This is a genomic window from Brevibacillus sp. 7WMA2 (assembly GCF_010748895.1).
GTDB classification, from domain to species: domain Bacteria; phylum Bacillota; class Bacilli; order Brevibacillales; family Brevibacillaceae; genus Brevibacillus_B; species Brevibacillus_B halotolerans.
In genome coordinates, this window is the sequence record NZ_CP048799.1 from 2,209,066 (window position 1) to 2,221,419 (window position 12,354).

At 43.1% G+C, this 12,354-nt stretch carries 14 protein-coding genes; all 14 read right to left on the bottom strand.

Translation table 11 applies throughout. The features are described from left to right. Positions 1-3: 3 nt before the first annotated feature. On the bottom strand, positions 4-1,377 hold the full coding sequence (gene fliY, locus GOP56_RS08585) for a flagellar motor switch phosphatase FliY (RefSeq protein ID WP_022584398.1): 1,374 nt from the start codon (positions 1,375-1,377) through the stop codon (positions 4-6). After that, positions 1,370-2,365 (bottom strand): flagellar motor switch protein FliM, encoded by a 996-nt coding sequence (gene fliM, locus GOP56_RS08590; protein WP_003336919.1) that lies wholly within the window; start codon positions 2,363-2,365, stop codon positions 1,370-1,372. Before fliM ends, fliY begins: the two co-directional genes overlap by 8 nt. A 55-nt stretch (positions 2,366-2,420) precedes the next feature. Then, positions 2,421-2,870: a flagellar basal body-associated FliL family protein gene (locus tag GOP56_RS08595; RefSeq protein WP_003336918.1), complete on the bottom strand. Its 450-nt coding sequence runs from the start codon at positions 2,868-2,870 to the stop codon at positions 2,421-2,423. Between the two features lie 15 nt (positions 2,871-2,885). Beyond that, positions 2,886-3,101, bottom strand: coding sequence for a flagellar FlbD family protein (locus GOP56_RS08600; RefSeq protein ID WP_003336917.1), 216 nt, complete (start codon positions 3,099-3,101; stop codon positions 2,886-2,888). A gap of 96 nt (positions 3,102-3,197) precedes the next feature. Next, positions 3,198-3,995, bottom strand: coding sequence for a flagellar basal body rod protein FlgG (flgG, locus tag GOP56_RS08605; protein WP_003341384.1), 798 nt, complete (start codon positions 3,993-3,995; stop codon positions 3,198-3,200). 81 nt (positions 3,996-4,076) lie between these two features. Further along, positions 4,077-4,481, bottom strand: coding sequence for a TIGR02530 family flagellar biosynthesis protein (locus GOP56_RS08610; protein ID WP_003336915.1), 405 nt, complete (start codon positions 4,479-4,481; stop codon positions 4,077-4,079). Positions 4,482-4,506: 25 nt separating this feature from the next. Then, entirely contained in the window at positions 4,507-5,841 is a 1,335-nt protein-coding gene (locus tag GOP56_RS08615; RefSeq protein WP_163245382.1) for a flagellar hook-length control protein FliK, read from the bottom strand. Positions 5,842-5,897: 56 nt separating this feature from the next. Then, positions 5,898-6,800 carry a MotE family protein gene (locus GOP56_RS08620; RefSeq protein ID WP_003336912.1) on the bottom strand — a complete coding sequence of 301 codons (903 nt, stop codon included), beginning with the start codon at positions 6,798-6,800 and terminating at the stop codon, positions 5,898-5,900. 14 nt (positions 6,801-6,814) lie between these two features. Then, positions 6,815-7,267 (bottom strand): flagellar export protein FliJ, encoded by a 453-nt coding sequence (gene fliJ / locus GOP56_RS08625; protein ID WP_003336911.1) that lies wholly within the window; start codon positions 7,265-7,267, stop codon positions 6,815-6,817. Position 7,268: 1 nt separating this feature from the next. Continuing rightward, positions 7,269-8,591: a flagellar protein export ATPase FliI gene (gene fliI, locus GOP56_RS08630; RefSeq protein ID WP_101668690.1), complete on the bottom strand. Its 1,323-nt coding sequence runs from the start codon at positions 8,589-8,591 to the stop codon at positions 7,269-7,271. After that, positions 8,588-9,424: a FliH/SctL family protein gene (locus GOP56_RS08635; RefSeq protein WP_068791707.1), complete on the bottom strand. Its 837-nt coding sequence runs from the start codon at positions 9,422-9,424 to the stop codon at positions 8,588-8,590. Before GOP56_RS08635 ends, fliI begins: the two co-directional genes overlap by 4 nt. After that, positions 9,408-10,421, bottom strand: a complete 1,014-nt coding sequence (gene fliG / locus GOP56_RS08640) for a flagellar motor switch protein FliG (RefSeq protein ID WP_003336908.1) — start codon at positions 10,419-10,421, stop codon at positions 9,408-9,410. Before fliG ends, GOP56_RS08635 begins: the two co-directional genes overlap by 17 nt. A gap of 12 nt (positions 10,422-10,433) precedes the next feature. Beyond that, a complete protein-coding gene (fliF, locus tag GOP56_RS08645) occupies positions 10,434-12,008 on the bottom strand; it encodes a flagellar basal-body MS-ring/collar protein FliF (RefSeq protein WP_003341395.1) in 1,575 nt (524 codons plus the stop codon). 37 nt (positions 12,009-12,045) lie between these two features. After that, positions 12,046-12,348 carry a flagellar hook-basal body complex protein FliE gene (gene fliE / locus GOP56_RS08650; protein WP_003336906.1) on the bottom strand — a complete coding sequence of 101 codons (303 nt, stop codon included), beginning with the start codon at positions 12,346-12,348 and terminating at the stop codon, positions 12,046-12,048. Positions 12,349-12,354: the final 6 nt, after the last annotated feature.

Here is a 12,354-nt window from a genome sequence, read left to right on the forward strand (position 1 = left end):
TGCTTATTGTAACTTCTGTACACGATCCCATTGACTAATTATATCGGTTACACGCACACCGAAGTTTTCGTCAATGACAACGACCTCACCTTTTGCGATCAGCTTGTTGTTGACTAATATATCAACAGGCTCACCCGCTAATTTGTCTAACTGAATAATAGAACCAGCAGACATCTCTAGTATATCGCGAATTAGTTTTTTTGTACGACCCAACTCTACAGTTACCTGAAGTGGAATATCCAATAGCAGCCCTAGGTTCTGCTCATCTGACTGAGCAGCATTATTCCCTTGGAATGGGGCAAATTGTGCTGGTTGAACATTCGCTGCCGCTACCGGTGAGTTAATCGCTCCCCCAGCCTGTTGTGGAGCCTGAGCATATGGCTGCGGATATGGCGGGTATGGATACGGATATGGAGCATACCCTTGATTTGGCGGATAGCCATATGGTGCTGGTTGCGGCGGATACGGATGCGGTGGTTGTTGTTCATAACCACTCGGAGCCGCGCCCATAGGCATACCAGGTGTTTGTTCCATAACTGGCTGTTGCGGTGCTGATGCTGCCATTGGTGCTTGTGCTGCAGGTGTTCCTTGCGGAGCTACTGCTGGTTTTCCAAAATCCATGGACGCTTCATGCATGATAGAAGCTGTTGCTGATGTCTCAACCATCTCCGGTCCTTCACTTCCCATCAAACGACTAATCATTTGTTTGGCAAAATTAATCGGTAAAAGCTGCATAATGTTAGAATCAATTAGCTCTCCTTGATCTCCAACCTTAATTTGGAAGGAAATCTTGACAAGCTCCTCACCGCTAGGCAATCCTTCTTCTCCTTGCCCATTCTGTAGGTCCATCATATCAATCCCAGGAGGAGAAATGTTCACTAATTGATTAAAAATAGTCGACATCGAGGTTGCGGCGGAGCCCATCATTTGGTTCATTGCTTCCTGCACAGCACTCAAATGCATTTCTGATAGCTCAAGAGCATTATTTCGACCATCGCCACCCATCATTAAATCTGCAATGACAGAGGCATCTGCTACCTTAATAACAAGCATGTTGATACCTTGAAAGCCATCCGTATATTCAACATGCACCGCAACATGCGGTCGCGGAAATTCATCGACTAACTCACTTCTCTTCACGATGGAGACTGTTGGTGTCGTAATATCTACCTTTTGACTTAGCAGAGTAGATAATGCAGTTGCTGCACTGCCAAACGTAATATTACCGATTTCACCTAAAGCATCTTGCTCAAAGGGAGAGAGATATTCATCAACATCGGCGATGCTGTTCTCCACTTGTGTTGGCTCCTCAGAGAGGTTATCGTTGGCTTTTAGCAAGGCATCAATCTCATCTTGAGACAACATATCTCTACTCATAGTTTTCCTCCCCCTCCTCTATCACTTCATCGATTTGTACAGCTACCTTACCTTTTAATGTACCTGGCTGCCCGTAGAATTTCAGGCAATCGCCCACTTTGATATGTAATCTGTTATCGATGGTTTGGTCCAATTGAATGACATCACCTTGAGTTAGTTGTAAAAATTCTCGTACGGTGATGGTGCTTGTTCCTAGTTCCGCACAAATCGGCAATTTAGCAGTTTTGACTTGATCTTCTAAAAGCAGTCTTTCTGCTTCATCTCGTTGTCGTCGCTGTGTTGAGAACCAGTATTGCCCTGATAATTTTGGCATGATTGGTTCTAATACCACGTGCGGCAAGCAAAGATTAATCATGCCTGTCGTATCACCAATCTTGGTGCTAAAGGAAATAACAGCAACAATTTCATTAGGTGAAACAATCTGCATAAATTGCGGATTCATTTCCAGAACTTCCAAATATGGATCTAATTCAATAATTTGTTTCCAAGCTTCGTGAAAACTATCTAGCGCCTTGCTGAAGACGCGTTCCATTACGGTCGTTTCAATCTCGGTCAATGCCCCCATTTTATCTGGGATCATTCCTTGACCGCCCAATAATCGATCCAACATCGCATAAGCGATATTTGGATTTACTTCCATTACCATTCTACCTTCTAAAGGCGGTGCCTCAAAGATATTTAGGATGGTCATCTTCGGTATAGATCGGATAAATTCGTCGTAAGGCAACTGGTCAACAGAGGCGACATTAATTTGCACGAAGGTCCGAAGCTGCGCTGAAAAATAGGTAGTTAAGAGTCTGGCATAATTCTCGTGAATTCGCGTAAGTCCGCGGATCTGATCCTTAGAGAAGCGAAGCGCTCGCTTAAAATCATATACCTTGATTTTTTTCTCGGCATCTTCTTTTTTAAGTTCATTAGCATCCATTTCTCCAGAGGAAAGAGCAGCTAATAACGCGTCTATCTCACCTTGTGAAAGTACCTCGGCCATGGCGGTCACCTCCTTTTGCGCTTTGTTTCATCCCACTCATCGTTTTTCTCATCTCTTATGTCTTTTTTAGGTTCGTTGTGCTAACAAGAATGATTCTACCATCTTGCATAATTGAATTCACATCATTTAGGACTTTGGCCTCAAGCTTGTTAATGCCTTCTGTACCTTTTAGATCCTCTGGAGTTAATCCAGCCAAGCTTTTAATAATAACCTGCTTTACTTGCGGCAATCTTTTTTCTAGCTCAGCTTTGCCTTCTTTACCGTCTGCTGTAATGCTAAAACGTACTACCACGAAGTTATTGGTTAAGAGGTTAGTGGTAATATCGTCGGTATCTACCGAGTATTCCTTCATTTCATCTGCATTTAATGCTTTTACTACCTCTGCTCCGTTCGTTTGTTTTGCTGGAGCAAACGTGTACATGTACATAAAGAATGCTGCCACACCTAATAGAGTGATAGCAATTAGAATAATAAGTGCCATATTTACTAATTTATTTTGAAACATAGCGGCCTCCCGTTATTAGCTAGATTCGCCTGGTTGTTTAAGCGTCTTTGCCAAATACGATTCCTGATAGAACTGCTTCATTTGAAGAATGATGTCTTCGACTGTCTCTTTGACCAGATACTTTTTGCCAGTGGTTAAGGTAATAATGGTATCTGGTGTTGCTTCTACTACTTCAATATGAACCGCGTTTAAATAAAAGGTGTTTCCGTTAAAACGGGTCAAGCGAATCATCGAACGACTCCTTTCAAAGGTGGCAGAGGAGGAGTTATTCCTCCTCTTGCCTTATCGTTGTGATGCGGATGATTACTTCTTACTACTAGCTGTTACCTAGCGTTTTAGGTTAATCAGCTCTTCCAAAACGGTGTCGGAAGTGGTGATAATACGGGAATTCGCTTGGAAACCACGCTGTGCAACAATCATTTCAGTGAACTCTTCACTTAGGTCTACGTTGGACATTTCAAGTTGACCTGAGAGAATTTTAGAGTTAGCCGCTGTTGGAGTAGTCGTTTCCATTTCAATGTTCCCTGATGCTACTGTCGTTTTAAATAGGGAACCACCCACTTTTTCTAATCCCCCTGGATTTGGAACTGTAACCATACCTATTGTAGCAGCTGTTTGTACTTGTTGATCGTTCCCAACAGTAGTGATTACCCCATCAGAACCAATTGAATAGGACACTACATTATCTCTCTCAATCTGAACAGGTTGTCCAGTCTCATCTAGTAGCTTCATTCCTTGTGGGTTAACAAGAAATCCCTCAACATCGCGTTCAAAGTTACCGGCACGAGTCAGATATTTATTCTCTCCATCCGAAACCACGAAGAATCCATCACCCTCAATAGATAAATCAGATGTCAAATTCGTGGTCATTGGGCTACCAACAGAGTGAACAACGTTAATGGCAGCAACTGTGGTTCCCAAACCTATTTGCTTTGGATTAACACTACCGCGTGTTTCAGATGGTCCTGATTCACTACCAACCTTTTGGCTTAAAATATCCTGGAACATGACACGGCTCTTTTTAAAACCAACCGTATTCACGTTAGCAATATTATTACCAATTACATCTAATTTTGTTTGAAAACCCTTCATGCCGGATACACCGGAATACATCGAACGAATCATCAATAAACCTCCCTTTTTCATTTATGGATTACCTCAGTCATTTGGCAACCCGTGGGCTTCCTACATGAGGGCCGGCCCTATTTATACAAAGACTGCACTGTCAATATTGGTAAATACATTTTCCTTCATTCGGCTTTCATCCATAGCCGTAATTACCTTTTGATTCGAGATGCTTACGACATAGGCGACATTATCCATCAAGATTAGGGACTCTCGTGCTCCTTTGTCCCTCGCCTTTTGAAACCCACTCTCCAACCGCTGCATATCTTCTGGTTGCAGCTCAATACCACTCTCACGCATCCTCTGTACTGCATGCTGGCTAAAGGAGAGGGCTTTTGGAGAGGAGCTCTGACTCTGCTGGGCCGTTAAGGAATCAGAAAGCCATTGATCAAATGGCTTAGTCGCTGGTTGCGAAGCTCCCGTCTTCTTAGGAGTGGAGAGCCGCGAAGGATAATAGGTGCTTCCTACACGTATATGATGGTTCAAAGCTATCCCTCCATCCTTATACCCTTTATGCGTTCAGGTCTACGCGAGATGCTCCTAGCCTTCTACTGCTTTCACGCTCGCTATCGAGAACACTGTCAAAGGAAGCTTCTGCTTGCTCGTTCTGTGTACCTTGATCCTGTGATTGCTCACGAGCCTGCTGACCACCATTTCCCTTGTCCTGATCAAATGAGAATGTGGAATTAGTGTTTTGTTGGCTTACTTCCAGCTTATCCACTTGTATCCCCTGCTGAGCAAAAGCGGTTCTAAGCTGAGCCATTTGTTGATCCAGCATGTCTTTGCCATGTTTGGATTCGGCAATAAAGTGAGCGGTAATCACACCATTGTGTGAGCTAATACGCACATCAACTTTACCTAGCTCCTGTGGATAAAGGATTAGCTTTGCTTCCGTTACCCCTTGGAGTGTTCCTACTTTTAGCTGACGGACAAATATATCCGTAACCTGCTGTGGCATCTGTTCTGCTCGAACAGGGAAGCTTCTCATTTCCGGTGCTGTAGTTGATTGCTTTTGTACCGGAGTAGCTGAAATGTTCTCCACGTGAAGTTGAGCGGTCGCATCTACGTCTCCATCAACGTTCTCTTGGTTCATAGCTACTGGTGTGATTGCTTCCTGCATGGTAGCTTGGAACGATTTCACCTGAATACCCGCTTCCTGGCCATATTGGCTCAGTGCATGATGAACTCGAACGGGTTGCATATGAGTAGGAGTTTGGTTGGAAACCTCTACTCGATTAGCTGTAGTAGGCATCAACTGCTTTTTCAATTGAGGAGTAGCCAATACGGATTGTTGCTCTTCTAAAGCCCCATCCTTTTGTAAGGAAATCCCCATTTGTCCCAGCGTTTTTTGCACGGTTTCAAGCAATTTTTGATAATCTCCCTTTGCTTGATCAGGAGTCATCGACGGCAGCTTCTGCAACAAATCAGTTAATTTGTTAGCATCCTCCGCAGACATTCCCTGTGCTGTTAATGCTTGAAGTAAGGTTTGTTTTCCCTCATTCGTTGTGAGTGTGATGATTGGAAGCTTGCCGGCAGTAGCTTCCTCAGCTTGTCCATCCTCTACGCTGATTTGCTGTTCCTGTGGCAAGAGCATCTGTTGATTGGCTCCTAGCAACTGCTGAAGCATCGCCATCAGATCCTCCAAAGCACTTGCATCTTCATCAGAAAGACCCGGAAACTCCACTTCAGACATGTTAGTAAAGGCTCCAACCGCTAAGCCTAATTGCAAAGAAAAAATTCCTTGCTCCTGGCCGGCAACAGAAGCCTGTCCTCCATTTACTAGTGGAGCCGCTCCTGTTGCGCCAGGTCCCATAGGCATCACAGCTTGCATGTTTCCAATATTCATCTAATCACCTCCTATATAATTTCGTTGCTATGTAAACGATGAAGAACATTTGTACTTCATCGAGGCAACGCATTCGTCAAGCGCGCTGCTAATTCGGGGTTTGTCTTGCTAATTTCACTTAGAAACTCGCCCCGTTTATTGTCAGATACTTGTCCCAGTACGCTTAAAGCACGTTCTGAATTAATTTTATACAGTGAGATTAAAATTTTAGATGCATCTCCTGCATTCATAGATTCAAAGCTTTTCATTAACTTCTCTGCATCTATTTTGCTTGATTCCCTAGTTTCACTTAAGGCTTTCGTTAAAATTTGGACCCGCTGTTGTAAGGCTGCTATGTCATCATCCTTGGAAATTTGATTATCCTTTAGCAGGATAGAAATATCCGCGGCCTTTTTTGGGTCCATCTTCGCCAGTAGCTGAGCTTGTTGGTCTGTCTTCATTTTGGAAAGAACAACAACGGCTTCCTCCTTGCTAAGATTACTTACGATCGCGGCTGCATTTTTAGCCGACATAGTGCTGTATATCTTAGCTAAATCCTGAAACTGTTTTTGTCTTTCTTCCTCTTCTATGCGCTTTTCTTCCGTTGCTTTTTGTAGATTCGCGATTTGTTTTTGTAAAGATGCAATCGTGCTATCTTTTTGGCTTACCTCTTTTTGCAATTGATCAGCAGCCTGTTTGCTCTTAGCTGCCTCCTCATTTACCTGAGCCTTTTTTGCTTCCGTTTTGCTATCTTCTTTGCTACCTTCTACCGTTTGGCTAGTTGGTGTATCGTCTGGTATCAGCTTTTCTACATATGGAATGTTATTTAGCCAATCTTTTACGCTTCCCACGACATCGTAGCCAAGGAGGCTTGCCAAGATTCCAGCTAACAAACTAGCAAATAAGGCAGGAATAACAATGATGTATAAGAGCCACTCTAGCCTGTTATACTCGCGTTCCTCCTGGATTTCCTCTTCCATGAAGACGCCTCCTTTCACACCTGCTTCAATTGTCGGAGGAATCGATTTGTGCCGATCTCATCCATTTCTTTTTGTTCTACTTGGTTTTGCCATTCTATATATTTGGTTTGAGCTTTATCACGCAGGGTTGACCACAGCTTGGATTCTTGCAAATGGTAGTGCAATTTCTCCTTGCATCGCTCAATTTCTTTATCACAACCAATAATGCGACGTTTTTGCGTTTCAATCTGGCGGTCAACTACCTGCTGAAATCTCGTTACGGCTAATAAGTCAGATGCGCTGCATGCAGAATGTTGCATATCCACAAGCGAATCGGACATCGTATTTCGCTTATCAACAAGTCGATATAGCTTTTGCTCTTCTTGTTGTTTTTGTTGTACCGATCGACCAAATGCCCATTGTGCTTGTTCTGTTTCTTTTTCCTTTAAATCAAGTACTTTTTGCATATGGAAGCGAAAAGGCTTCACGTTACATCACACTCCCAAAATGAGCGGTTAATGCTTGCAGAGTCGTATCAAAATCGGAGGGCTCATTAACACCCTGTGCCGTAAATGCCCGAATCGTCTCTCTATGACGAATAGCGGCATCAATTTCTCGATTCGTTCCCGTCTTGTACGCTCCAATATTAATTAGATCCTCTGCCTCTTTATATGTAGCCATGTGTCGTTTTAATTCCTGAGCTGCTTGTAAGTGCTGTGGAGTGCAAATCTCACTCATTACCCGACTCACGCTTTGCAAAATATCAATCGCTGGAAAATGCCCGCGTTGGGCAATTTTGCGATCCAACACAATATGACCATCTAATATCCCCCGCACAGCATCGGCTATCGGATCATTCATATCATCAGAGTCAACCAATACGGTATACAAAGCGGTAATGCTGCCTTTGTCTGATGTACCTGAACGTTCCAGTAGCTTAGGCAACATAGCAAATACAGACGGGGTATATCCGCGTGTAGCTGGTGGTTCACCAATGGCGAGACCAATTTCACGCTGAGCCATAGCAAAACGTGTCACAGAATCCATCATTAACATCACGTTAAGCCCACGATCTCTAAAATATTCAGCAATCGCAGTAGCAATCATCGCACCTTTAATACGAATCATTGCTGGTTGATCTGATGTAGCAACTACAACAACAGACCGTTTTAATCCCTCTTCGCCTAAATCTCGCTCGATAAAGTCCCGCACTTCACGTCCACGCTCTCCGACAAGAGCAATAACATTAATGTCAGCAGTCGTATTGCGAGCAATCATACTCATCAAAGTACTTTTTCCTACCCCAGAGCCGGCAAAGATACCTACACGCTGACCTTTTCCCATAGACAGTAAGCCATCTATAGCTCGAACACCTAAACTTAGGGGTTCTGCTATTCTCGGTCTCGTCAATGGGTTAGGTGGCATGTTATCAGTTGGATAGTTCGTTAGTCCATAGGGAAGCGACTCATTTGATAAAGGACGACCTAAACCGTCAAGAATACTTCCTAAAATTTCGGGTCCTACCTTCACTGATAAAGGTCTACCTGTAGCTACTACATCACATCCAGGACCGATGTACGACAAATCACCAAGTGGCATTAATAGAACCTTGGTATCTCGAAACCCCACCACCTCAGCCATAATTGGCTCTTTGTGATGAGGCGATTCAATCATGCAAATCTCACCTAACTTAGCTTCAGGTCCCTGGGATTCTACAGTGAGTCCCACTACCTGTGTCACCTTGCCATTTATCCGGTGAGGCGTGATTGTTTGCATAGCAACTTTATATTTTTCTGCGTTTAATGTAATCATTGGGATTCACTTCCCCGCGCTACGTCCATCAGAATTTGTTTGATTTCTTTTAGTTGGGTATCAATTTTGGCATCCACGCTTCCGTAGGCTGTCCGGATAATGCAACCTTCATCTTCAACGGCATAATCTGGATAAATGCCTAGTTCCGCTTGTCCATCGATTAACGAAAGCAATTGTTCACGGTGTTCTTCGACAAATGGATACAGTTTGTGATTCACCAAAATAGATACTTCTCCATGCGAGCGTGAGCTTTTTAAAGCCTGTCGAACAATCTCAACGACCTTTTCAGGTGCCAGCGTCAGCTCATCATGAATGATTTTACGAGAGATATCTAAGCTCAGTTCTACTAAAAATGGCTCGGCTTCCGCTATAACCTTCTCTTTGGTCTCATAAGCTTGCGTTAAAACATCCTTAGCCTTTTGAACATTTTCCTCCTGTTCAAGACGTGCCTGCTCTAAGCCCTGCTCCTGACCAAGAGCGTATCCTTCCTCACGAGCCATTTCCTTAGTCTGCTGCGCCATTTCCTCTGCTTCTTTTTGCTTTTGCTCCCACCACTCGGCTATCTCCTGCCGTGCTTGCTCGCGCAATTGCTCTGCTTGATTAGAAGCATCAGCCATAATACTTTCAGCTAGCTCTTCCGCATCTCGTATAATGGCTTTCGCTTCTTCTTCAAGTTTCTGATGATCAAAAACTTTATTTTCCAGCAACATTTCGTCTACTTCATCCGTCTGTACTTGTAAAGCAGCATTCATTTTCTGAGTTACTTCAAGTACATAGGCATCTACAGACTGGACATATCGATTTGCCTTAACAATCCTAGACAATGATATCATCTCCTCCACCGCGGGCGATGATGATTTCTCCAGCTTCTTCTAAGCGACGAATAGTAGCAACAATCCGGGATTGTGCCTCCTCAACATCACGCAATCGCACAGGTCCCATAAACTCCATTTCTTCTTTGAAGGTATCTGCCATCCGTTTGGACATGTTGCGGAAAACCGTTTCGCGAACTTCTTCACTTGCCACTTTAAGCGCAAGCTGTAAATCGTTGTTGTCCACATCGCGAATAACACGTTGAATGGAACGATTGTCCAGTGTAGCAATGTCTTCGAATACAAACATGCGTTTTTTGATCTCTTCCGCAAGCTCTGGGTCTTGAATCTCCAGTGAATCAAGGATGGTTCGTTCTGTACTACGGTCAACACCATTTAAGATGTTTACGATTGATTCAATGCCACCCGCTTGTGTGTAATCTTGGGTTACAGTTGCAGAAAGTTTTTGTTCCAATACCTGTTCTACCTGGGCAATTACCTCTGGAGATGTACTATCCATTAAAGCTATCCGTTTAGCTACATCTGCCTGACGATCCTGCGACAGTGATGACAAGATCATGGAAGATTGCTGCGGTTCTAGATAAGCTAGAACCAATGCAATGGTTTGTGAATGTTCATTTTGAATAAAGTTAAGGATTTGACTAGGGTCCGCTTTTCTAGCGAAGTCAAACGGGCGCACTTGCAAATTGGCTGTCAATCGGTTCAAGATATCTAGCGCTTTGTTTTCTCCTAATGCTTTTTCCAAAATTTCCTTTGCGTAGGTAATACCACCTTGTGCTATTACTTCCTTGGCAACTGCAATCTGATGGAATTCTGCTAGAATTTTGCCTTTTTCTTCATGATCCACTTTACGTACACTGGCAATTTCCAGTGTAAGCTGTTCAATCTCATCTTCACGTAAATGCTTAAATACCTGTGCCGAGACATCTGGACCAAGCGAAATGAGCAAAATCGCAGCTTTTTGCCTTCCAGTTAACTCTTTTGCGACACGAGCCACTATACTCACTCCTTAGTCTTCTGCTAGCCACGTACGAAGCAGAACGACGAACTCGTCTGGATTGCTTCGAGCCAATTTTTCCAGCTGTTTACGAACCACCGCTTCATCTGTATCATCTTCCAAAGAAGATAGATCTGGAATATCAGGCGATGGAGTAAACGGAAATTCCTCTTCGAACTCTTCCTCTTCTTGCTCTTGCTGTTTGCGTCGACGAATAAGCATAAACGCAAGTGCTCCTATGGCTAATAAAGCTACTGCTCCGACTCCATACATCACGGTTGGAGTAAAGAAGCCATTGTTGTTATCATCTTGGTTGCCGGAGAACGGTTTTGCAAAAACAGAAATACGCTTGTTCACTTCATCATCGGGTAAATTCTTATTGCTGACGGCTACACGAACAACATTACCAATTACTTTTTGTATGTTTTCTTTGGTAGCGTCATCCAACGTTCCTCCATTTGGAGGCTCAACCCCAACGTTGATAGAAATATCGACAATTTGATATGGACTAGCGGTTACGTTCTTCGTTATACGATTTACTTCACGATTGACAGTATCAGACAGCTCTTCATATTCACTATTGCTACCTTGAGTTGTAGCAGACTGATAACTGCCAACTTGGTTATCACCTGTACCGGCTACACCACCGATCGGCGGAGTTCCTTGTCCGGTATATGCTTTTGATAATTTTTGAGAACTAATTATAATACCTTCATCATTTACAACAGGTGAAACTAAATTTTCTACACGGTTTTCTTTTGAGAAATCCATTTGTACCATTGTATGTACGACAACTTTATCTCGGCCCATAATGGTGGATAGCATGTTGAATAAGTTCTTCTGTATTTCTCTTTCTACTTTGTTACGTATCCGTTCTTGCTGTTCAAAAGCAGTAAGTGAATTGCCCTCTTCTTTACCAGCTAATTCCAATGTATTGGAATACTGATCGGTAATCGTTATGTTTTCTACAGGTAAGTTTTTCACTGAGCGTGAAACAATATGATACAAAGATTTGATTTGTGCATCGTTTAATTGAGTACTTGGGTCTACCTCTACCATGACTGATGCTGTGGCTTTATCTGTGTTGTCCGTGACAAACGTGGTTTCTTCGGGCATGGTTAGGATAACTTGGGCAGTACGAACCCCTTTGACTTTTTCCAAGATTTTTCGAATCTCCTGTTGAAGAGCATCTTTCTTCATCACTTCAAACTGGCGATCGGTCATGCCAAACATATTATTAGAGAAAATTTCAGAGCTGATCCCAGCATCCTTAGGAATTCCTTGAGCTGCTAAATCAACTATGACATCTTGCGCCATTGTTTGCGGCACTTGAATACCTGTCCCATTTCCAGTTAAACGATATGGGATGTTTTTTGCTTCTAGTTCTTGTTTTATCGCACCAACTTCTTGCTCGCTCAATCTGTCATATAAATTTACATATACAGGACGAGAAGCTATGTATAAATAAAGGGAAAGCGCGATAAGTAGGAAAAGAGCTGAAGCACCTATCAATAATTTTTGTTTTTTCGTGAGCTTGTCCCACATTGTCTTTATCTTGTCTCGATATAACAATAAACGTTCGTTCATGGTTCACCTCTACAGAGCTGCATACCCGTTTGGAACCTTACACCTGCATGCGCATGATTTCCTGATATGCTTCGATCGCTTTGTTACGTACTTGCATCGTCATTTGTAACATGAGAGAAGCTTTTTGACCCGCTACCATCACCTGATGGACATCGGTCACTTCTCCTGCGGCATATTTTATTGCCATTTCTTCTGAAACTAATTGCGCCTGATTCACCTGATCAAGGGCATCGGTCATATAGGCCGAGAAATTGCGCGCTACTTCAGCCGGTGAAGCTGTATTTTTTACTTGTTGTAGCGGCTGTGCATTTATGACTGAACCTATGTTATTAATTTCCAACTGTCA